Below are 20,242 nucleotides of genomic sequence, written 5' to 3'. Positions count from 1 at the left end.
GCTGAACGAAGGGTTCGTATGAACAAGCCCCTCATCCGGGGGGGGTCATAATTTCGTCACGCCGGGCCCCAGTTCGCCGGCCTGTCGACGAGGCACGATGAACCATCAGGGAATGCTCGACGCCAGGCGCAAGCTGCTGGCCGCTGCGGTGTGCGCCGCGCTGTTCGCAGCGGCTCCGGCAATGGCGCAACAGCAGGGCGCGGCCGCCGTGCCGCAGGAAACAACCGGGCAGGCCGTGGGCCAGGGCAGCGTTTCGGGCACGGTGTCCGATCCGGTCACCGGCGAATACCTGCGCAACGCCATCGTCCGCGTCACTTCGGCCGGTGGCCGGCGCACCGTCACGTCCGGCGCCCGCGGCCAGTACCAGGTCGGCAACCTGCCCGCCGGGCCGGTGGAGGTTTCGGTGCGTTTCACCGGCTATCCGGTGCTGCGCACGCAGTTCGAGCTGGCGCCCGGTGAATCCCGGCGCGAGGACTTCGAGCTGCTCAGGGCCGGGGCCGGGGCGCAAGGCGATGCCGATGTCACCCTGGACACGGTGGTGGTGTCCGGCGTGCGCCAGGGCGACGCCCGCGCGATCATGGAGCAGCGCGCGTCGATGGACATCGTCAACAGCCTGTCGGCCGAGTCCTACGGCGAGATTTCCGAGGGCAACCCGGGCGAGTTCATGAAGTTCATGCCCGGCGTGGATACCGACAGCAGCGGCGACGGCACCGTGCGCACCGTCGGCCTGCGCGGGCTGCCGCCGGCCTATACCCAGGTCATGGTCAACGGCGTGAACCTGGCGGCGGCCGACGCCAACACCGGCGCCAATGCCTCGCGCACCTTCAGCTTCGAGCAGATGTCGCTGAGCAGCATCGATTCGATCGAGATCTCCAAGACGATCAGCGCCGACGTCGACGCCAACGCGCCGGCCGGCACGATCAACGTACGCACCAAGCGCGCCTTCGACCGCGACGGGCGCAGCATGATGGCGCAGGTGAGCGCCAGCACCCATTCCAACGTGTGGGACGCAAAGCGGCGCACCGGGCCCGGCGAGGGTGGCTATGGCAGCAAGCGGTTCCTGCCCAACTACGGTTTCGAATACGCCGATGTGTTCTTCGACGACCGGCTGGGCGTGGTCGCCAGCCTGAGCGAGTCCAACCTGTACGTGGAGCAGGAGCAGATCACCGCCAACCGCAACTACCAGCCCACCGCGGCCAGCCCCGACCCGCTGGCGATCAGCAGCATCGAGACCAACGTGGCGATGCGCGAGATCATGCGTTCCTCGGCGACGCTGAACATGGACTTCCGGGCCACGGACAACCTGATCCTGTCGCTGGTGACCATGTTCAACCGCTCCGGCATCTGGGCCGCCTCGACCAACTACCAGTTCATCACCGGCGCGCGCGATTTCGGCGTGGACGGCGACCCCGTGTTCGACATCCACACCAGGCAGCCGCAGGAGTTCAACGCGCTGCAGGTGACCAATTCGATGACCTACAAGAACGGCCGCGGCAGGACCCTCGTGCCCGGCTTCGAGTACGCCAACGAACGCATCCGGCTCGACGGCCACCTGTCGTACTCCGATTCCACCAGCAGCTACGATCCCCTGGGCGAGAAGGGGTCGGCGCATACCGTCAGCGCGCTGCTGGCGCCCGGCAACTTCACCGCCACCCGCGGGGACACCCTGCTGGGACAGTCCTGGGACATCCGCCAGACCGGCGGGGTGGACTGGAACGACCCAGCCGCCTTCACCTCGGTCGATCCCTTCATCATGCGCCTGACCAACGGCGGCAGCGCCAAGCACACCCTCAAGGGCGCCGCGCTGAACCTGACCTTCGACCAGGACATCGCCGGCCGGCCGGTGACCTTCAAGACCGGGTTGAAGGCCAAGCGCGCCGAGTTCGACTATGCCAACGACAGCGACCTGCAGCGCTACCGCTACGCCGGCCCGCTGGGCCTGACCGAACTGCTGGACGCGGTCCGGACCAGCAGCCAGAACTCGTTCGACGACAGCGGCGTGCGCATCACCACGCTGGACGGGCACAGCGAGCCGTACCTGCCCAGCCAGTACCGGCTGGCCGAGCTGTACCGGCAGAACCCGGAGCACTGGGTACCGACCAGCATCGACTCGCCGGCCGAGTGGTACGCCGTGCACGTGGGCAACATCCGCGACTTCCGCGAGGACACCTCGGCCCTGTATTTCATGGGCACCGCCGACATGACCGACCGGCTGACGCTGCGCGCCGGCCTGCGCTGGGAGCGGACGGCGACCGCCGCGCTGGAGCCGGACCCGCTCTCGCCGGAGGAGGTCAGGGCGGCGGGCTTCGAGGTGGTCGAGGCGACCGGCCGCGCGGCCACGATCGAGGGCCTGGAATACCAGTACCTGACCCGGCCCAACGTCGAGCGCAAGGGCCGGTACGCGCACTTCTTCCCCAGCGGATCGCTGAAGTATTCCTTCGACGACGCCACCGACCTGCAGATCGGCTACAGCCGCACGATCCGTCGGCCGGAGGTCGGCCAGGTCACCGGGGTGTGGTCGGTGGACGACGTCGAGCGGCGCGTGGTGGCTTCCAATCCCGGCCTGGAACCGGAGCTGTCCAACAACCTCTCGGTGCGCCTGGTCCGCTACTTCGAGCCGGTCGGGGTGGTCGGCATCAACTACTACCGCAACCGGGTCAAGGGGCTGTTCCAGACCGAGGAGATGACCGCCGAGGAGTTCGGCTACACCGGAGACGAATACGCCGACTACACCTTCGTCACCACCAACACGGTCGACGGGGACGCGATCAACATCCACGGCTGGGAGCTGGAGTTCAGCCATGCCATGGACTACCTGCCGGGCTGGCTGGGCGGGTTCTCCGTGCGCGGCTCGTTCATGCGCAACTTCCCGGACATCCCGATCGTGCGCATGGCCGACAAGCTGGGCACGTTCTCCCTCTCCTACCAGCAGGGCGGGCTGAGCATGTACCTCAACACGGTGTGGACCGCGGACAAGTACCGCTCCACCACGCCGAGCTGGTTCGCCGAGTACCTGGACACCAACCTGTCGGGCAGCTACCGCTTCTCCAACGGCGTGGAGGCGTTCTTCTCGGTGCGCAACCTGCTGGACAAGGACCGCAACGTCATCGTCCCCGGCTCGCTGGCCACGACCGGCCACGTGGGCGACCACAGCGCCATCTACATCCACGGCGGTCGCAACGCGACGATCGGGCTGCGCGCGCGCTTCTGAGCCCGCGCCCGCGGCGTCGGCCGGCTTGCATCCGGGGGCGCGTCGGGCTGCAATGGGATGCATGAAGCGCCCGATCCGCCCGATCCTCGCCGCCCTGCTCGCCGCCGTCGTCCTGGCCGCCTGCAGCCATGCTCCGCCGCGCAACCCGATGGCCGAGTGGGTGGCCTCGCCCAACCACGACGCCAGGCGGCCGACCCTGATCGTGGTCCACTTCACCCAGCAGGACTCGGTGCAGCGCAGCCTGCATACGCTGAGCACCCGCAACAGCCAGGGCCGGGTCAGCTCGCACTACCTGATCGGCAAGGACGGCGGCCTGTACCAGCTCGTGGCCGACGAGCAGCGCGCCTGGCATGCCGGCGCCGGCAGCTGGCGCGGGCTCACCGACGTCAACTCGTTCTCGATCGGCATCGAGCTGGACAACGACGGCGTGGCGCCGTTCACCGAGCCGCTGGTGCAGTCGCTGCTGGTGCTGCTTGAAGACCTGGCGACGCGCTGGAACATCCCGCGCGAGAACGTGATCGGCCATTCGGACATGGCGCCCACACGCAAGGTCGATCCTGGCGCGCTGTTCCCGTGGCGGCGCCTGGCCGAGGCCGGCTTCGGCGTCTGGCCGGCCGACGATGCGCCGGCGGCCCCTGAAGGATTCGACGCCATGCGTGCGCTCGACCACTTCGGCTACAGCCTCGACGATCCGTCCGCCGCGGTCCGCGCCTTCCGCCTGCGCTTCCGCGGCGACGACCGCACCGAGCTCGACGACGAGGACCACCGCATCCTGCACGCGCTGACCACGCCCGGCGGGGTGTGGCTGATGCGGCCGGCGGCGCCTGCCGCGGCCGGCGCGCACTGAGGATGCCCGCCGCCGCGGGCGGTCGATGAGCGCAGGCCGGCCTTCCGGTACCGGCTGGGCGGACCTGTTCGCCGGGGGTCGGCTGCCCCGGTTCGTGCTGATCTGCCTGGGCGTGTGGCTCAACGCCGCCGACACCCTGGTCGCGGCGACCATCATGCCCAGCGTCGGCCGCGACCTTGGCGGGCACGCCTGGTTCGGCTGGGCCACGGCCGGGTTCCTGCTCGGGGCGATCGTCGCCGGTGCCAGCGCGGGGCGGATGTCCGAACTGCTGGGCCTGCGCCGGGCGACCCTGCTCGCCGGGCTGACCTTTGCCGGTGGCTGCCTGCTCGGCGCGCTGGCCCCGGACATGGGCACCTTCCTGGCCGGGCGGCTGGTGCAGGGGGTGGGTGCGGGCTGGGTGGCGGGACTGTCGATGGTGGCGGTGGCGCTGCTGTTCCCCGAGCGCCACCTGGCCCGGGTGTTCGCGGCGATGGCGGCGGTCTGGGGCGTGGCGACCCTGCTCGGGCCGCTGATCGGCGGCCTGTTCGCCGAGGCCGGGCACTGGCGCGGGGTGTTCTGGCTGTTCGCCGGCCAGGCGCTGCTGTTCTGCCTGGCCGCACCGTGGCTGCTCGGCGGCGCGGCCCCGGCGAAAAAGGGCGCCCGGGTGCCGGTCCGGCAGCTGGCGGCGCTGGCCGCTGGCGTGGGCCTGGTGGCGCTGGCCGATCTTTCTTCCGCGGCGTGGCTGGCCGTGCTGGCGGTGGCGGCGGGCCTGGCCGTGCTGGTTGGCCTGCTGCGCCTGGACGCGCGTGCGCCGGTGCGGCTGATGCCGCATCGCGCCAGCGATCCGCGTACCGCCGTGGGCGCCGGCTATGCGGCCATGTTCGCGCTGATGGCGGCCTCGATGGGCCTGAGCGTATACGGCCCGGCGCTGCTGCAGATCCTGCACGGGCTCACCCCGCTGTGGGCCGGCTACGCGATCGCGGCCCAGGCCATGGCCTGGACCCTGGCCGCGTTCCACGTGGCCGGGGTGGACGGTGGCGCCGGCGAACGCCGCTGCATCCGCGCCGGCGCGGTGCTGATCGCCGCCGGCGTGCTGGCGCTGATGCTGACCCTGCGCGACGCCCCGCTGGCGGCGGTGATCGGCTCGGCGGCGGTGATGGGCGTGGGTTTCGGGCTGTCGTCGAGCCTGATGAACCGGCGGGTGCTGGGGATGCTGGGCGACGCGGATCGGGCCACCGGCGCTTCCGCCTTCATCGCCGCGCGCCAGACGGGCGGCGCGGTGGGCGCGGCGATTGCGGGGGCGGCCGCCAACGCGGCCGGCTTCGGTGCAGCGCCGGGGCTGGCCAGCGCGCAGGCGGCGTCGACGTGGGTGTTCCTGGTGGGCGTGCCGTTCGCGCTGGCCGGGATCTGGGCGGCCTGGCGGCTGACGCGCTGAGCTTCGCCATGGCCCGGGATTGCACTACATTGGTGCAATGTCGCAGCCCACGCCCGAGGACGCCTACGATCACCTGGTCACGCCGCTGGCGTGGATCGGGGGCGGGGGACGTATCGGCGGCTGCAATCCGGCGTTCGCGCGCTGGCTCGGGGTGGGCGCGCGCAGGCTGCGCGATCTCCCGCTGGTGGCGCTGGAGGCAGAGGGCGAGGTGCTGCGCCAGGCGCTGAAGGCCGGCGCGGACCTGCCCGAAGGCCCGCTGCACCTGCGCCGGATCGTGCTGGGCTATCCCGGCGTGGGGGCGCGCTTCGCCGATGCCTGGCTGAGCCGGCGCGAGGCGGGTGGCTGGCTGCTGGAGGCGCATCCGGTGGACGAGTTCCCGGGCGAGGACCCGCTGCGGGTGCTGCCGGGCGCGGTGGCCGCCTCGCTCAAGGGCCTGGCGCACGAGCTGCGCAATCCGTTGGCCGGGATCAAGGGCGCCGGCCAGCTGCTGGCGCGGCGGGTGCAGGACGCGGAGTCGCGCGAGCTGGTTGAGCTGGTGCAGGCCGAGGTCGCGCGCCTGACCGGCCTGGTCGACCAGCTGCTGGCGCCGGCGCCGCCGCGGCCGCATGCGCCGCTCAACATCCACGGGGTACTGGAGCGGGTGCTGCGCCTGGCCGAGCAGGACGCCGGCTGGGCGGTGAAGCTGGTGCGCGACTACGACCCCAGCCTGCCGGACCTGGAAGGCGACGCCGACCGGCTGGTGCAGGCGGTCTGGAACCTGGTGCGAAATGCGATCCAGGCCGGCGCGGCGGCGGTGACCCTGCGCACCCGGATCGAGCGCGGCGCGCGCATCGGCGACGTCGTGCATCCGCTGGCGCTGCGGCTGGAGGTGGTCGACGACGGTCGCGGCGTGCCGGCCGAGCTGGCCGAACAGATCTTCCTGCCGCTGGTGTCCGGCCGCGCCGACGGCAGCGGGCTGGGGCTGGCCCTGGCCCAGCAGGTGGCGCGCGAGCATCGCGGCGCGCTGGCCTACCGCTCGCGGCCGGGACACACGGTGTTCGCCCTGCTGCTGCCGCTGCCCACGGAGAACGAAGATGACGACTGAGCCGGCCCGGATCTGGATCGTCGACGACGACCGCAGCGTGCGCTTCGTGCTGGCCGCGGCGCTGGGCGATGCCGGCTACGACGTGTCCGGGTTCGAGTCGGCGCAGGCGGCGCTGGAGGCATTGGCGCAGCGGCCGGCACCGGATCTGCCAGCTCCTGACCTGATTTTCACCGACGTGCGCATGCCCGGCGACGACGGGCTGACCCTGCTGGAGAAGCTCAAGGCGCGCCTGCCGGAGCTGCCGGTGGTCGTGATGTCGGCCCATACGGATATCGCCAGCACTGCCGGCGCCTTCCGCGGTGGCGCCCACGAGTTTTTGTCCAAGCCCTTCGACCTGGACGATGCGGTGGCCCTGGCCGGGCGTGCGCTCGGCCAGCAGGCCGCCGCCGGGGATGAGGCGCCCGCGCCGGCGCCGGCCGGCACCGCCGCCGGCACTCTGGTGGGCGACACGCCGGCCATGCGCGAGCTGTTCCGGGCCATCGGCCGGCTGGCGCAGGCGCCACTGAACGTGCTGGTCACCGGCGAGACCGGTACCGGCAAGGAACTGGTGGCGCGCGCGCTGCACCGCGAGTCGCCGCGGGCGCGGATGCCGTTCGTGGCCATGAACACCGCCGCGGTGCCGGCCGAGCTGCTGGAAAGCGAGCTGTTCGGGCACGAAGCCGGCGCCTTTACCGGGGCCCGCCAGCGCCACGTCGGCCGCTTCGAGCAGGCCGACGGCGGCACCCTGTTCCTGGACGAGATCGGAGACATGCCGCTGGCGCTGCAGACCCGGCTGCTGCGGGTGCTGGCCGAAGGCGAGTTCTTCCGGGTCGGCGGGCGCGAGCTGATCCGGGTCGACGTGCGGGTGGTCGCGGCCACCCACCAGGATCTGGCGCGGCTGGTGGCCGAGGGCCGCTTCCGCGCCGACCTGCTGCACCGCCTGGACGTGGTGCGCCTGCGGCTGCCGCCGCTGCGCGAGCGGCGCGCGGACGTGCCGCGGCTGGCGGCGGTGTTCCTGGCCGCGGCCGCAAAGCGGTTCGATGCGCCGCCCAAGCGCTTCGACCGCGCCGCCGCGGCGCGCCTGCTTGAGCACGATTGGCCGGGCAACGTGCGCGAACTGGAGAACCTGTGCTGGCGGCTGGCCGCGCTGGCGCCGGGCGAGAGCATCGGCGTGGCCGAACTGGAGGACGCCCTCGACGTGCCGCGCGAACCGGCCGCCGGCCATCGCGACGACGACTGGGAAGCACCGCTGCGGCGCTGGGCGCGCGCACGGCTGGAGGCCGGCGGGGACGAGCTGCACGCCAGCGCACGCGAAGCCTTCGACCGCGTCCTGCTGGAAGCCGCGCTGGAGCACACCGGCGGGCGCCGCGCCGAGGCCGCCGCGCGCCTGGGCCTGGGCCGCAACACCCTCACCCGCAAGCTGGGCGCGCGCGAACGCAGGCGTTGAGACGGCGTTCATGACACGCTGATCACCGCGGCGCTATGGTTCCCGGCAGTCCACTCCAAGGCCCGCCATGCGTCTGCTGCTGCCCGTCGCCGCCGTGCTGCTGTCGGCCTGTGCCGCCACGCCCCGCACCGGCACCACGCCGCCGGATCCGTCCGCCACCGCCCAGCCGGTGGAGTTCGCGCAAACCGGTACCACGAGTGAGGCGGAGGCCGTCCTGGCGTCGGCGTCGGGCAGCCTGGTCAGCGGCCGCGCGATCCTGCGCGCCGAACAGGGCGCGGTGCGCGTGAGTGGCGAGGTCGGCGGCCTGATCCCGCACGGCGCGCACGGGCTGCAGGTGCACGAGAAGGGCGACTGCAGCGCGGCCGATGCCAGCAGCGCCGGCCCGTTCTTCGACCCGCTGGAGGGCTTCGACCAGCGCGGCGCGGTGGGCGCCAACCCCGGCCGGATCTTCGCCGACGAGCGCGGCGTGGCCCGGGTCGACCTGGTGATTCCCGGCGCGGTGCTGGGCGGAGGCGCGGCCAACGACATCACCGGCCGCGCCCTGCTGGTGCTCGGCGCGACCCCCGGCGCCTTCAGCGCGCGGGTGGCCTGCGGCGAGATCCGGGTCGCGCCGTGACGCGGTGACCACGCGTCACCGGGTATATGCTGGCCCGTTCATCGAATTCGCCTGGAGATCCCGATGCGCCAGCTTCGCCCCCTGTTCTTCGCGCCGCTGCTGATTGCACTGGCCGCCTGCAGCCCCCCGGATCCGGTGGCCGACGCCGACCCGGCCGCGTCTACCGGGGCTGAAATGCCGGACGCGGCGCCGGTCGACACCGCCCCCGCCCCCGCGGATTTCCAGGCCCAGGCCGCCACCGCCACCCTGCAGCCGACCGAAGGCAACGACGCCCGCGGCGAGCTGCGCTTCGAAGTGGCCGACGGCTACATCCACATCACCGGCCAGGTCACCGGGCTGGAGCCGGGCGGAGAGCACGGCTTCCACGTGCACGAGTTCGGCGACTGCAGCGCCGCGGACGGCACCAGCGCCGGCGGCCACTTCAACCCGGCCGGCAGCGACCATGGCCGCGCCGGCCAGGGCGAGCACCACGTGGGTGACAGCGACAACCTGATGGCCAACGACGAAGGCGTGGCTGAAGTGGATCGCCAGCTGCACGGCGCCACCATCGGCGACGGCGGCGACGCCGACATCGTCGGCAAGGGCGTGATCGTGCACGCCGGCGCGGACGACTACGTCAGCCAGCCCACCGGCGACGCCGGCGCGCGCCTGGCCTGCGGCGTGATCGAAGCCCCGTAAGCGGGGTTTCTACAGCAGCTCGCTGCGCGGGTCGCTGCTGTCGCGGCAGTGGGAGAAGGTGACCGGGATCGCGTGCGCCTGCAGCAGCGCCGCGAACTGCCGCTGGCGCGCTTCGAAGTGGCCGAAGCCGCGCGCCAGCCGCGCCTCGTCCTGCTCGTCCGGCGCATAGCGCCGCCGCCAGCCGTCGGGCGACAGCAGGGCGATGCGCACCTCGCCGTCCAGGTAACGCAGCAGCGGCTCGGGCGGGCTGTCCAGCCAGGCCTCGCGGCCCGGCGCCAGCAGCGCGGCCTCCACCACCGGCCACAGCCCGGACAGGCCGGCGTGGTCGTACTGCATCGCGGTCATCGCGCACAGGTCGTGGATGGTCAGGTAGCGCGCGTGCTCCACGCTCAGGCCGAACGCCTCCTGGGCCAGCAGCGCGGTGTCGGCGCCGGCCATGCCGGTTTCCAGCAGCAGCTCCTCCAGCGCCTGCGACACCGCGGCCACGTCACTGGCCTCGCCGGTGAGCACGAACGGCAGCAGCCGCAGCGGCCCGTCGGCCAGCGCCGGCGCGGGCGTCAGCGCGCCCGGCAGGGTGCCCTCGTGGGTGCCGAACGCGATCACCCGCCCGCGCCCGCGTCCGGGCGCGCGCGCCGCCAGCTGCAGCAGCTCCTCGTGCAGCGGCCAGCCCGGCCGCAGCAGTTCGGCCGGATCGTAGTGCGCGGCCACCATGCACAGATCCAGCGCGCCGGCCCCGGCGACGAAGCCCGCCAGGTCCTTGGCCACCAGCGCGGCCAGCTCGCCGGCCTGGGCCTGGTCAAGCGCAAGCGCCAGCGGCGCATCGGAAGGCGCGCGCTCGAGCGCAAGCGCGCCGCGCACGCATGAAACCGGGTTGGATGCTGCTGGAGACATGAAGATTTGCCGGCTGCCGGGGCAGCGTTAAGATGGCCCGCATTATGCCCGTCAAGGTGGATGGGCTCTTCCAAGAGGTGCTCCCGATGCCGCAAATCCGTCCCGTCGCCGTGCTGGGCGGCGTCCGCATTCCTTTCTGCCGGCAGAACACGGCCTACGCGGACGTGGGCAACCTCGGCATGTCGGTACGGACGCTGGGCGCGCTGGTCGAACGCTTCGGCCTGCACGGCCAGCAGCTGGGCGAAGTGGCGATGGGCGCGGTGATCAAGCACTCCTCGGACTGGAACCTGGGCCGCGAGGCGGCGATGTCCTCGGGCCTGTCGCCGCTGACCCCGGGCATCACCCTGCAGCGGGCCTGCGGCACCTCGCTGGATTCGATCATCACCATCGCCAACAAGATCGCGGTCGGGCAGATCGAGGCCGGCATCGGTGGCGGTTCGGACACGACCTCGGACGTGCCGATCGTGTACGGGCAGAAGCTGCGCCGGCGCCTGCTGCGCGCGGCGGGCGCCAAGGCCACGAAGGACAAGCTGGCCGCGTTCAAGGGCTTTCGCCTGCGCGAGCTCAAGCCCGACTTCCCCGGCGTGGCCGAGCCGCGCACCGGCAAGTCGATGGGCGCGCACTGCGAGGACATGGCCAAGGAGTGGAACATCTCGCGCGATTCGCAGGACGAGCTGGCGGTGGCCTCGCACCGCAAGCTGGCCGCGGCCTACGAGCGCGGGTTCTTCGATGATCTGGTGGCCAGCTTCCGCGGCGTCTCGCGCGACAACATCCTGCGTCCGGACACCTCCATCGACAAGCTGGCCACGCTCAAGCCCGCCTTCGACCGGACGTCCGGCCGCGGCACCCTGACCGCCGGCAACTCCACCCCGCTCACCGACGGCGCGTCGGCCTGCCTGCTGGCCAGCCAGGAGTGGGCCCAGGCGCACGGCCACGAGCCGCTGTGCTGGTTGCGCGACGCCCACGTGGCCGCGGTCGATTTCGTCCACGGCGAAGGCCTGCTGATGGCGCCGACCGTGGCGGTGGCGGAAATGCTGGCGCGCAACAACCTCACCCTGCAGGACTTCGACATCTACGAGATCCACGAGGCCTTCGCCGCCCAGGTGCTGTGCACGCTGCGGGCGTGGGAGAGCGAGGACTACTGCCGCAGCCGGCTGGGACTGGACGCGCCGCTGGGGCGGATCGAGCCGGAGAAGATCAACCCGGTGGGCTCGTCGCTGGCCGCCGGGCATCCGTTCGCGGCCACCGGGGCGCGCATCGTCGCCACCGCCGCAAAGCAGCTGGCCGAGCGCGGCGGCGGCCGCGCGCTGGTCTCCATCTGCACCGCCGGCGGCATGGGCGTGGTCGCCATCCTCGAACGCTGACCCACCCGGCTGTCCGTAGGAGCGCGCATGGCGCACTCCTACAGGGGAGCGGGTGTCAGGCCGGGCCCGGGTCGTCCGGTGGCAGCATCACCGCCGGCCCGCGCGGCAGCGGCGCCGGGGTTTCCCCGCGCGAGGCGCGCAGGGCGTTGGCGTAGGCGTGGCTGGCGCCGGGCTCGTCGCCCTGGGCCTGGCGGATGTCACCCAGCAGCTCCCAGGCGTCCTCGCCCGCGCCGCGCTCCATCGCCCGCAGCGCCTGCTCCTCGGCGTGGCGCCACTGTCCCGACTGCGCCGACAGCCGTGCCCGCGACAGCAGCAGGGCGGCGCTGTCCGGGCGGCTCTCCAGCCAGCGCTCGCACACCGCTGCGCGGTGTTCGGGCCGGCCCAGCGGCAGGCTGCCGTAGCGCGCCGCCAGCGACTCGTCCCAGTTCGCCGCCAGCGCCTGCTCCAGGGCCTTGGTGGCGGCTTCGTCCCAGCCCAGCGCGGAGGCGCGATCGGCGTAGGCGGCGGCCACGGCGGGCTCGGTGCGCAGCTGCTTGGGCAGCGCCTCCCAGTGCGAGGCCAGGGCGTTGCTGTCCCTGGCCTCGCGCAGCGTTGCCGCCGCCCAGCGCGCCTCGCGCTCGGCCAGCTCGGGCTCCGACATGGCGTGCTGGCGGCGCAGCGGGCCGAGCAGTTCGTAGGCCTGGTCGGCCTGGCCGTTGGCGGCCAGGGCGTCGGCGCGCAGCGCCAGCCCGCGCGGCGGCAGCGGCTGCGCGGCCGGGGCGTCCAGCGCCACCAGCGCATCGGTGGGGCGGCCGTCGGCCAGGGCCAGTTCCGCCGCCGCGATCGCGCGCGAGGCGGGATGGCGTTCGCCGAATGCGTCCAGCTCGGTGCGCGCGCGCGTCCGGTCGCCGCGGGCGTGGGCGGCGTGCGCCACCGCGATCCGGGCCGCCGGCTCGGCGTGGGGCTCCTGCACCGCCTTGGCCAGCAGCTTGTCGGCCTGGCCGTAGTGCCCCTGGTGCAGTGCCGCCAGCCCGTCGCCCAGGTTGGCGCGCGCCTGCTGGTCGCGGCGCCGCGACCAGGTGCGGAACGGCAGGCCCAGCAGCCACAGCACCAGCCACAGCGCCACCGCGATGCCCAGGCCGATGGCGATCGCGTTGACCAGGGTGGTGGTGTAGTCGTAGCCGCCGTAGCGCACCAGCACGTGGCCGTGGTCGCCGCCCAGCGCCATCCAGGCGAGCAGCACGCCGGCCGCGGCCAGCAGGATCCACAGCAGCAGGTTGCGAATCAGGGTCATGGTCGTTGGCTCCAGCGGGTTCGCCCACACGGTAGCGATTGCGCCGTGGCAGCCGTGTGCAGCAGGTGAAACCGGCGCTGTGGGCGCCAGTGCGGGTTCAGCCGGGTTAACGCTGCGGGGCGCAACCGGCGGCCGCGGCCAGCAGCGACGCGGGGCGCGCATCGGCCGCCTGCACCACGTCGCTGAAGCCGTGCCCGCGGGCCAGCTCCGCCAGCCGCGCGCTGGCCGCCAGCACCCGTGCCCGCCGCAGCCGGGCGAGGATGTCGGCCGGCAGTGCGTCCAGCAGGGATTCCAGCGCCAGCCCGCTGCTCAGCGCCAGCAGTAGCGGGGTGGAGGCGGGCAGGGCGCGCAGCGCGGCCAGCGCCCGCGGCGAGGGCGGCACCGGCATCCGGTCGTAGACGTCCGCGCGCAGCACCCGGGCCCCGCGCTGCCGCAGCGAGGCGGTGAGGAAGCTGCGCCCCTCCGGCGCGGTGATCAGGCCGATGTCCAGGCCGCGCACCTGGCCCAGCGCCGGCATCGCCAGCAGCCCTTCGCTGTCCATCCGCTGCGGATACAGCGGATCGGCGACCCCGGCGCGGCGCAGCGCGGCGGCGGTGGTGGCGCCCACCGCCAGCCGCTGCTGCCCGGGGCGCGGCGCCAGCGGGGCGATGGCTGCGGCCGCGCGTACCGCGGCCGGGCTGGTGAAGATCGCCAGCGGCGCGTCCAGCGCCGCGGCGAGCGCGGGCCGTGCGTCGGCTTTGCCGCGGGCGACCAGCTTCCACGGCGACAGCGCCAGCACCCGGGCACCGTGCGCGGCGGCGGCCCGGCGGGTGCTGCCGTGCCCGCCCACCGGGCGCAGCGAAATGACGAGGCTGCCGCCGAGGGCGGACGCCGGGGCGGGGCCGGAAACCATGCGCGCCAGCTTCGCCCTTCGCCCGCACCGCCTGCAAGCCCCGGGCCGTGGCACCATGCCCCCATGACAGCCGATCCCGAACTGCAGGCCCTGCTCGACCACTATCGCGCCATGCCGCCGGTGGCGGCGATGGACGTGGCCATCGCCTCGGCCGACGCCGACAGCCTGAGCCTGTCCGCGCCGCTGGCCCGCCACGTCAACGACAAGGGCTGCGCCTTCGGCGGCAGCCTGGTCTCGCTGATGACCCTGGCCGGCTGGGGGCTGGTGACCCTGAAGGCGCGCGCGGCGGGCGTGGATGCGGACGTGTTCGTGGCCGACAGCCAGGTCGACTACCTGGCCCCGCTGTTTGCCGACCTGAATGCCGGGGCGCGGCTGGCCGAAGGCAGTGACTGGGACGCCTTCGCCGCGGCCCTGCGCGAGCGTGGCCGGGCCCACGTGCACGTCTCGGCCGAGGTGCCGCTGCCCGACGGCGGTGCCGCCTGCCGCTGCCGCGCCCGCTACGTGGCCATCGCCAGACGCTAGGATGTGCCCTGCGCACGAGGAGACCGACCAATGTGGAAACTGACCAGGCCGCTGCTGGCCAGCCTGATGGCCGCGCTGCTGCTGGCCGCCTGCGCCAGCGGCAAGAAGACGAGCGAGCTGGAGCGGATGCAGTACGCCTACTCGGCCGCAGTGCGCTGGGGTGATTTCGAGGGCGCCTGGAACCTGGTCGACCCGGAATACCGGGAGCAGAACCCGATGAGCGAGCTGGAATTCAAGCGCTTCGAGCAGATCCGCATCTCCGGCTACCGCGAGCTGGCCGCGCAGGCCCTGTCCGAAGACACCGCGGTGCGCGAGATCGAGATCGGGGTGATCAACCGCCACAACATGGCCGAGCGCACCATGCGCTACACCGAGCAGTGGCGCTACGACCCCGAGGCCGGCCAGTGGTGGGTCAGCGGCGGCCTGCCGGATCTGTGGGCCGGGGAATGAGGCGGGCGGCTTTGCGCGCCGGGCCGCGCTGGGCGACAATCGCCGCCCGCAGAACTGCCCCGCATCCCAAGTGAATCTCGAAGAACTGCTGGCCTTCGCCGGCCGCAACCAGCTGCTGGTGCTGGCCCTGGTGGGCATCACCCTGGCGCTGATCTACACCGAGGTCGCGCGCCTGTTCCGCGGCTTCAAGTCCGTGCGCCCGGGCGAACTGGCGCCGCTGGTCAACCAGGAGAACGCCCTGGTGGTCGACCTGCGCCCGATCGCCGACTTCGACAAGGGCCACATCCCCGGCTCGAAGAACGTGCAGATGAGCCAGTTCGACCCGGAAAACAAGCAGCTGGCCGCGGCCAGGGCGCTGCCGGTGGTGCTGGTGTGCAAGACCGGCCAGAGCGCCACCGGGCCCGCGTCACGGCTGAAGAAGGCCGGCTTCGAGCGGGTCTACGTGCTCGACGGCGGCATCATGGGCTGGCAGCAGGCCGACCTGCCGCTGGCAAAAGGCAGGCGCTGAAACAAAGCCGTGCCAAGCTGGCACGCAGCCCGATGCGCGCGTGAAGTGCGATAATCGGCCTCTTTCCCACCCTTACCAGAGAACCGGAGCCAGTACACCATGGCCGACCAGCAGCCCGAAAACGCCAACGGCGCAGCCGCCCCCAACCAGCCGGCAGGCGCGCAGTTCAGCGTCGACAGGATCTACGTCAAGGACGTCTCGTTCGAGTCCCCCAAGGCGCCGCAGGTGTTCAGCGAGCAGGCCCAGCCGCAGCTGAACATGAACCTCAACCAGCGCGTGACCAAGGTCGCCGACAACAGCTACGAGGTGCTCCTGGGCATCACCCTGACCTGCACCGTAGGCGAGAACAGCACCGTCTACGTGGCCGAAGTGCAGCAGGCCGGCCTGTTCAGCCTGTCCGGCTTCGAGCCGCAGGTGCTCGACGCCATGCTCGGCACCCACTGCCCGAACGTGCTGTACCCGTACGCCCGCCAGCTGATCGGCGACCTGATCCAGGCCGGCGGCTTCCCGCCGTTCCTGCTGCAGCCGATCAACTTCGAGTCGCTCTACGCCGAGGGCCTGCGCCAGCGCGCCGCCCAGCAGCAGGCCGAGGGCGGCAGCAGCGAGACCGCCGGCAACGCCTGACGGCATGGTGAAGCGGCCGAAGGTCGCGGTACTGGGCGCCGGTTCCTGGGGAACCGCGCTCGCCGCGCTGATCGCACGCCACGGCTTCCCCACCGTCCTGTGGGGCTGGGCCCGCGATGCCGAAAACATCGCCTCGATCCACGATCGCGGCGAGAACGCGCGCTACCTGCCCGGCATCGCGCTGCCGCGCGAGCTCAATGCCACCACCGACATGGCCGCGGCCCTGGCCGATGCCGACCTGGTGCTGGTGGCGGTGCCCTCGCACGCGTTCGCCGAGACCCTGGCGGCGCTGGCGCCGCTGCGCCAGGCCCACGCGGGCGTGAGCTGGGCCACCAAGGGCTTCGAGCCCGGCTCGGGGCGCTTCCTGCACGAGGTCGCGGCCGAGGTGCTCGGCGCGGACGTGCCGCTGGCCGTGGTCACCGGCCCGTCGTTCGCCAAGGAAGTCGCCGCCGGCCTGCCGACCGCGCTGACCGTGCACGGCAGCGATCCGGAGTTCGCCGAGCAGGTGGCCGAAGTCCTGCACGGCCCGGCCTTCCGCGCCTACACCGGCGACGACATGTGCGGCGCCGAGCTGGGCGGGGCGATGAAGAACGTGCTGGCGGTGGCCACCGGCGTCGCCGACGGCATGGCGCTGGGCCTGAATGCCCGCGCCGGCCTGATCACCCGCGGCCTGAACGAAATGCTGCGGCTCAACGTCGCCCTGGGCGGGCGCCCGGAGACCCTGATCGGCCTGGCCGGCCTGGGCGACCTGGTGCTCACCAGCACCGGTGATCTTTCCCGCAACCGCCGCCTGGGCTTGGCCCTGGGCCGCGGCCAGTCGATCGACGAGGCGGTGCGCGAGATCGGCCAGGTGGTCGAATCGCTGCAGACCGCCGACGAGGTCATGCGCCTGGCCGAGCGCCACGGCATCGAGCTGCCCATCGCCAGCGCCGTGCGCGACGTGCTGCGCGGCGACATCACCCCGGCCGAAGGCCTGGAGCGGCTGATGGCCCGCGAGCGCAAGGCCGAGTACCCCGCCAAGCTGTTTTGACAAAAAAAGACCCGGCCGCCGGGGCCGGGTCGATCGCATTCCGCAGGGGAGAGAGAGTGGATTGCGGGTTGGAACGTATCCGGTTGCCGGTGCTTACCAGGTGAAGCGGGGGCCGACGAACCACTGGGTGTCGCCGCTGACGAACTTGACGTCGCCAGACAGGCCCCAATTGGGGGTGAACTTCACCACCGCGCCCAGGCGGCCGTAAAAGTCGCTGTCGTAATCGCTGCCGTAGTCCTCGTAGCCGACCATCGCGTGGCCCTCGAAGTTCGGCGTCATCCCGCCGCGCAGGCCGACTTCGACGCTGTAGCCGTCGGGATCAAGGCTGTTGCCGAACACGTCGCGTCCGGCGTCGAACTTCTCGTAGGCGATCCGGGTCACCAGGTCGGCGTTGCGCGAGATCTCGTGGTTGTAACCCACGCCGATGCGCCACTGGTCGAAGTCCACGCTGGTGTGGTCGATTTCCTGGTTCAGGTAGCCGCCGAACACGTGGAAGTTCGGGTGCACGGCCACCGATCCGTTGAAGCCGAAGCCATCCGCGTCCAGGTCGCTGCTGGTGGCGGCATAGCCGCCCTCGACGTAATTCCAGGAAATGCCTTCGGCCGCGTTGGCGGCGGCGAACGGCAGGGCCACGGCCAGGCCAAGCGCAAGCAGGGAACGCTTCATGCAGGGAAGTCCTTGTGCAGTTAGATAAGGGTCGGCCCGGGCGACAGGGGGAGGGGAGAAGTGCGTTCATGTGCTGAAGGCACCGCTAGCCGCCCGGGCCGATGGGAGGCATTGTGCAAACCGGCGGGCAAACGCCGCCTGAATATTGAACCCGAAAGTACAGGAACAGTGAGGCCGGGTTCAGCTCAGCTGCCGCCGGCGAATCCCAGCTGCCGCCAGGCCTCGAACACCACCACCGCCACCGCGTTGGACAGGTTGAGGCTGCGGTTGCCCGGCCGCATCGGCAGCCGCAGGCGCTGCTGCGCGGGCACCGTCTCCAGCACCGCGTCCGGCAGGCCGCTGGTTTCCGAGCCGAACAGGAATGCGTCGCCGGCCACATAGCGCGGTTGGTCGTAACGGGGGCCGCCGCGGGTGCTGAGCGCGAACAGCCGCGCCGGGGTGATCGCCGCCAGCGCCGCCTCCAGGGAGTCGTGGACCTGCACCGTGGCGTACTCGTGGTAGTCCAGCCCGGCCCGGCGCAGCTGCCGGTCCTCCAGCGTGAACCCCAGCGGCGCCACCAGGTGCAGGCGCGCGCCGGCGTTGGCGCACAGCCGGATCACGTTGCCGGTGTTGGGCGGGATCTGCGGCTGGTGGAGGATCACGTCGAACATGGCGGCGATTATCGCCGCGGCCGGCCGGCACGCGCGACGCCGGCGCGGTGCTGACACCGGACTGCAACATTTCTGCAGCAGCGATGTTGCGTGCGGCAGCGACCATGCCGTGTTGCAGTCGGTCCACATCCCCACACAGGAGCAAACATGGCCAGCACCCACGCGTGGCGTTCCCTCATCCCCGGCACCCTCGCCCTCGCGCTGCTGGTTGCATGCAGTCCCGACGGTGGCTCCGCCCCGCAGGCGGTCGCCCCCGCCGCCACCCAAGCCGTCGCCGAAGACGCGCTCGCCGATGCCGTGGCCTCGCTGCGCGCGCGCATCATCGAGCAGGTTCCGGCCGATGAGATGGAGGCGCTGACGCCCGACCAGGCCATCGCCCTGGCCACCGACGAAGAGCGCGAGATCCTGTCCACCGGCTTCCTGCGCTTCAACGTCGATGCCCCGGCCACCGTGCACGTGCTGCTCTCGCCGGACTCGGACATCGCGCCGTTCTGGCTGGCCGAACGGGGCTTTGCGCCCAGCGGCCAGGACGCGCTGGTCGACGTCGAGGACGACTTCCGCGGCTGGAGCAAGCAGGTGCCGGCCGGCGAAGTCGCGCTCGGCGTGCCGTCCATCGAAATGGGCGTGAAGCCGTACATCGTCGTGGTCGCCCCGGCCGAAGCCGGCAGCGCGCAGCCGGCCATTTCCAATCCGTGGCCCGGCACCATGGGCATCGCCACCGCCACCACCGGCGTGCGCGTGTTCACCGACGACACCGACGAGCTGGACGGGATCGACCCGGCGCTGGAAGGCCTGGCCCTGCTGCAGACCCTGGAAAAGCGCGAGGACGAGGCCGGCCTGGTCGGCTACTTCCGCGCCACCCCGTACCCGTCCGGCGCCGACGCCGACCACGTGGTGCTGACCTGGTCGGGCGACAGCACCAGCACCCAGTCGATCCAGTGGCGCACCGCCACCGGCAGCGCCAACGCGCAGCTGCGCTACGTGGCCGAAGACGGCGGTGAGCCGGTGGTCGTGGAGGCGAACAGCGTCGAGCTGCACACCCCGGACGTGGCCAACGACGCCAGGGTGATGCGCCACACCGTTGCGCTTGAGGGCCTGGAGCCCGGCACCACCTACCGCTACGCCATCGGCGACGGCGAGCACTGGGGCGAGGAGCGCGACTTCACCACCGCCCCGCCGCGCGGCGAGGCGTTCACCTTCATCTACATGGGCGATGCCCAGAACGGGCTGGACACCTGGGGCCAGCTGGTGCGCGGCGCCCGCGCCGAATACCCGCAGGCCGCGTTCTACGTGATGGCCGGCGACCTGGTGAACTGGGGCGAGCGCCGCGACGACTGGGACCTGTTCTTCGAAAACGCCCGCGGCGTGTTCGACACCCGCCCGCTGGTGCCGGTGATCGGCAACCACGAGGTCGACCAGGGCCGGGCGGAGCTGTACGTGGACCAGTTCGACCTGCCGCGCAACGGCCCGGACGGGATCGAGCCCGAGCGGCTCTATTCCATGGAGTACGGCGATGCGCTGTTCGTGGTGCTGGACTCCAACCTGGAGCCGGAGCCGCAGGTGGAGTGGCTGGACGCGACCCTGGGCGCCTCGGATGCGACCTGGAAGTTCGTGGTCTACCACCACCCGCTGTACTCGCCCCGGCCCGACGACCGCGGCCAGCCGGAGCAGAAGGCGGCGTGGGTGCCGGTGTTCGAAAAGCACGGCGTCGACCTGGTGCTGCAGGGCGACGACCACGCCTACATGCGCAGCCACCCGCTGCGCGGCGACGAGGTGGTCGACTCCCCGGCCGATGGCCCGATCTACATCCTGTCCGTGGCCGGCACCAAGATGTACGAGCAGGAGGACGCGCCCTGGGTGGCCAGGCGCTTCACCGACATCTCCACCTACCAGGTGATCGACATCGACGGTGGGCGCCTGGAGTACACGTCCTATGACGTGGACGGCACGGTCATGGACGCGTTCACGATCGAGAAGTGACCGCCCGGCGGGCGCCGCGTAACGAAATCGAAACGCTTTTGACCTGCGGTTGCCACCGCCGCCATTGATCATTTCCTCCTGAACAGGGCCCGCCTTGCGGGCCCTGTTCCATTTGC

19 protein-coding genes are annotated in these 20,242 nt (G+C 72.1%); 14 read left to right on the top strand and 5 right to left on the bottom strand.

The genetic code is table 11. The features are described 5' to 3' along the window. Positions 1-97 precede the first annotated feature (97 nt). The 7 genes from ACOZ90_RS02575 to ACOZ90_RS02545 all read left to right on the top strand — a co-directional run bounded on the left by ACOZ90_RS02575 (position 98) and on the right by ACOZ90_RS02545 (position 9,276). A complete protein-coding gene (locus tag ACOZ90_RS02575) occupies positions 98-3,211 on the top strand; it encodes a TonB-dependent receptor (RefSeq protein WP_422892072.1) in 3,114 nt (1,037 codons plus the stop codon). Positions 3,212-3,272: 61 nt separating this feature from the next. Next, positions 3,273-4,058 (top strand): N-acetylmuramoyl-L-alanine amidase, encoded by a 786-nt coding sequence (locus ACOZ90_RS02570; protein ID WP_422892071.1) that lies wholly within the window; start codon positions 3,273-3,275, stop codon positions 4,056-4,058. A 25-nt stretch (positions 4,059-4,083) separates the two neighbouring features. After that, positions 4,084-5,472, top strand: a complete 1,389-nt coding sequence (locus tag ACOZ90_RS02565; protein WP_422892070.1) for an MFS transporter — start codon at positions 4,084-4,086, stop codon at positions 5,470-5,472. Between the two features lie 37 nt (positions 5,473-5,509). Then, positions 5,510-6,556: a two-component system sensor histidine kinase NtrB gene (locus ACOZ90_RS02560; RefSeq protein ID WP_422892069.1), complete on the top strand. Its 1,047-nt coding sequence runs from the start codon at positions 5,510-5,512 to the stop codon at positions 6,554-6,556. Beyond that, positions 6,546-7,982 carry a nitrogen regulation protein NR(I) gene (ntrC, locus tag ACOZ90_RS02555; RefSeq protein WP_422892068.1) on the top strand — a complete coding sequence of 479 codons (1,437 nt, stop codon included), beginning with the start codon at positions 6,546-6,548 and terminating at the stop codon, positions 7,980-7,982. The genes ACOZ90_RS02560 and ntrC overlap by 11 nt, the downstream gene beginning before the upstream one ends. Positions 7,983-8,049: 67 nt before the next feature. Continuing rightward, positions 8,050-8,598, top strand: a complete 549-nt coding sequence (locus tag ACOZ90_RS02550; RefSeq protein WP_422892067.1) for a superoxide dismutase family protein — start codon at positions 8,050-8,052, stop codon at positions 8,596-8,598. Between the two features lie 63 nt (positions 8,599-8,661). Next, positions 8,662-9,276: a superoxide dismutase family protein gene (locus ACOZ90_RS02545; RefSeq protein WP_422892066.1), complete on the top strand. Its 615-nt coding sequence runs from the start codon at positions 8,662-8,664 to the stop codon at positions 9,274-9,276. A 9-nt stretch (positions 9,277-9,285) separates the two neighbouring features. On the opposite strand, the gene ACOZ90_RS02540 is transcribed toward ACOZ90_RS02545, so the two are convergent. Further along, complete coding sequence (locus ACOZ90_RS02540; protein WP_422892065.1) at positions 9,286-10,167, bottom strand: hypothetical protein; 882 nt, start codon at positions 10,165-10,167, stop codon at positions 9,286-9,288. Between the two features lie 86 nt (positions 10,168-10,253). Here ACOZ90_RS02540 and ACOZ90_RS02535 point away from each other — a divergent pair, with 86 nt between their 5' ends. After that, positions 10,254-11,531, top strand: a complete 1,278-nt coding sequence (locus ACOZ90_RS02535) for an acetyl-CoA C-acetyltransferase (RefSeq protein ID WP_422892064.1) — start codon at positions 10,254-10,256, stop codon at positions 11,529-11,531. 55 nt (positions 11,532-11,586) lie between these two features. Here ACOZ90_RS02535 and ACOZ90_RS02530 read toward each other — a convergent pair whose 3' ends face one another. Beyond that, positions 11,587-12,804 (bottom strand): heme biosynthesis protein HemY, encoded by a 1,218-nt coding sequence (locus ACOZ90_RS02530; RefSeq protein WP_422892063.1) that lies wholly within the window; start codon positions 12,802-12,804, stop codon positions 11,587-11,589. A gap of 106 nt (positions 12,805-12,910) precedes the next feature. Next, positions 12,911-13,696 carry a uroporphyrinogen-III synthase gene (locus tag ACOZ90_RS02525; protein ID WP_422892062.1) on the bottom strand — a complete coding sequence of 262 codons (786 nt, stop codon included), beginning with the start codon at positions 13,694-13,696 and terminating at the stop codon, positions 12,911-12,913. A 63-nt stretch (positions 13,697-13,759) separates the two neighbouring features. On the opposite strand from ACOZ90_RS02525, the gene ACOZ90_RS02520 reads away from it, so the two are divergent. From ACOZ90_RS02520 to ACOZ90_RS02500, 5 genes are all read left to right on the top strand, one after another. Continuing rightward, positions 13,760-14,218: a YiiD C-terminal domain-containing protein gene (locus tag ACOZ90_RS02520; protein WP_422892061.1), complete on the top strand. Its 459-nt coding sequence runs from the start codon at positions 13,760-13,762 to the stop codon at positions 14,216-14,218. Between the two features lie 30 nt (positions 14,219-14,248). Beyond that, on the top strand, positions 14,249-14,668 hold the full coding sequence (locus ACOZ90_RS02515) for a hypothetical protein (RefSeq protein ID WP_422892060.1): 420 nt from the start codon (positions 14,249-14,251) through the stop codon (positions 14,666-14,668). 70 nt (positions 14,669-14,738) lie between these two features. After that, positions 14,739-15,176, top strand: a complete 438-nt coding sequence (locus ACOZ90_RS02510) for a rhodanese-like domain-containing protein (protein WP_422892059.1) — start codon at positions 14,739-14,741, stop codon at positions 15,174-15,176. 99 nt (positions 15,177-15,275) lie between these two features. Beyond that, entirely contained in the window at positions 15,276-15,800 is a 525-nt protein-coding gene (secB, locus tag ACOZ90_RS02505) for a protein-export chaperone SecB (RefSeq protein WP_422892058.1), read from the top strand. 7 nt (positions 15,801-15,807) lie between these two features. Beyond that, positions 15,808-16,830 carry an NAD(P)H-dependent glycerol-3-phosphate dehydrogenase gene (locus ACOZ90_RS02500; RefSeq protein WP_422892057.1) on the top strand — a complete coding sequence of 341 codons (1,023 nt, stop codon included), beginning with the start codon at positions 15,808-15,810 and terminating at the stop codon, positions 16,828-16,830. A gap of 93 nt (positions 16,831-16,923) precedes the next feature. Here the strand turns inward: ACOZ90_RS02500 and ACOZ90_RS02495 are convergent, their stop codons facing one another. Further along, positions 16,924-17,496, bottom strand: coding sequence for a diffusible signal factor-reguated Ax21 faimly protein (locus ACOZ90_RS02495; protein WP_422892056.1), 573 nt, complete (start codon positions 17,494-17,496; stop codon positions 16,924-16,926). Positions 17,497-17,681: 185 nt separating this feature from the next. After that, positions 17,682-18,146, bottom strand: a complete 465-nt coding sequence (locus ACOZ90_RS02490; RefSeq protein ID WP_422892055.1) for a tRNA (cytidine(34)-2'-O)-methyltransferase — start codon at positions 18,144-18,146, stop codon at positions 17,682-17,684. A 147-nt stretch (positions 18,147-18,293) separates the two neighbouring features. On the opposite strand from ACOZ90_RS02490, the gene ACOZ90_RS02485 reads away from it, so the two are divergent. Next, complete coding sequence (locus ACOZ90_RS02485) at positions 18,294-20,126, top strand: purple acid phosphatase family protein (protein ID WP_422892054.1); 1,833 nt, start codon at positions 18,294-18,296, stop codon at positions 20,124-20,126. The last annotated feature ends 116 nt before the right edge of the window (positions 20,127-20,242 follow it).

The sequence above is a fragment of the Luteimonas dalianensis genome (assembly GCF_049339425.1).
Lineage (GTDB): Bacteria > Pseudomonadota > Gammaproteobacteria > Xanthomonadales > Xanthomonadaceae > Luteimonas > Luteimonas dalianensis.
The sequence above is the reverse complement of the archived record's forward strand: the minus strand, read 5'-3'. Positions and strand labels throughout refer to the sequence as shown.

Excerpts from the sequence above, each read along its gene's own strand:
- ACOZ90_RS02575 (WP_422892072.1), top strand. The coding sequence starts at position 98 with ATGAACCATCAGGGAATGCTCGACGCCAGGCGCAAGCTGCTGGCCGCT.
- ACOZ90_RS02570 (WP_422892071.1), top strand. The coding sequence starts at position 3,273 with ATGAAGCGCCCGATCCGCCCGATCCTCGCCGCCCTGCTCGCCGCCGTC.
- ACOZ90_RS02565 (WP_422892070.1), top strand. The coding sequence starts at position 4,084 with ATGAGCGCAGGCCGGCCTTCCGGTACCGGCTGGGCGGACCTGTTCGCC.
- ACOZ90_RS02560 (WP_422892069.1), top strand. The coding sequence starts at position 5,510 with ATGTCGCAGCCCACGCCCGAGGACGCCTACGATCACCTGGTCACGCCG.
- ntrC (WP_422892068.1), top strand. The coding sequence starts at position 6,546 with ATGACGACTGAGCCGGCCCGGATCTGGATCGTCGACGACGACCGCAGC.
- ACOZ90_RS02550 (WP_422892067.1), top strand. The coding sequence starts at position 8,050 with ATGCGTCTGCTGCTGCCCGTCGCCGCCGTGCTGCTGTCGGCCTGTGCC.
- ACOZ90_RS02545 (WP_422892066.1), top strand. The coding sequence starts at position 8,662 with ATGCGCCAGCTTCGCCCCCTGTTCTTCGCGCCGCTGCTGATTGCACTG.
- ACOZ90_RS02540 (WP_422892065.1), bottom strand. The coding sequence starts at position 10,167 with ATGTCTCCAGCAGCATCCAACCCGGTTTCATGCGTGCGCGGCGCGCTT.
- ACOZ90_RS02535 (WP_422892064.1), top strand. The coding sequence starts at position 10,254 with ATGCCGCAAATCCGTCCCGTCGCCGTGCTGGGCGGCGTCCGCATTCCT.
- ACOZ90_RS02530 (WP_422892063.1), bottom strand. The coding sequence starts at position 12,804 with ATGACCCTGATTCGCAACCTGCTGCTGTGGATCCTGCTGGCCGCGGCC.
- ACOZ90_RS02525 (WP_422892062.1), bottom strand. The coding sequence starts at position 13,696 with ATGGTTTCCGGCCCCGCCCCGGCGTCCGCCCTCGGCGGCAGCCTCGTC.
- ACOZ90_RS02520 (WP_422892061.1), top strand. The coding sequence starts at position 13,760 with ATGACAGCCGATCCCGAACTGCAGGCCCTGCTCGACCACTATCGCGCC.
- ACOZ90_RS02515 (WP_422892060.1), top strand. The coding sequence starts at position 14,249 with ATGTGGAAACTGACCAGGCCGCTGCTGGCCAGCCTGATGGCCGCGCTG.
- secB (WP_422892058.1), top strand. The coding sequence starts at position 15,276 with ATGGCCGACCAGCAGCCCGAAAACGCCAACGGCGCAGCCGCCCCCAAC.
- ACOZ90_RS02495 (WP_422892056.1), bottom strand. The coding sequence starts at position 17,496 with ATGAAGCGTTCCCTGCTTGCGCTTGGCCTGGCCGTGGCCCTGCCGTTC.
- ACOZ90_RS02490 (WP_422892055.1), bottom strand. The coding sequence starts at position 18,146 with ATGTTCGACGTGATCCTCCACCAGCCGCAGATCCCGCCCAACACCGGC.
- ACOZ90_RS02485 (WP_422892054.1), top strand. The coding sequence starts at position 18,294 with ATGGCCAGCACCCACGCGTGGCGTTCCCTCATCCCCGGCACCCTCGCC.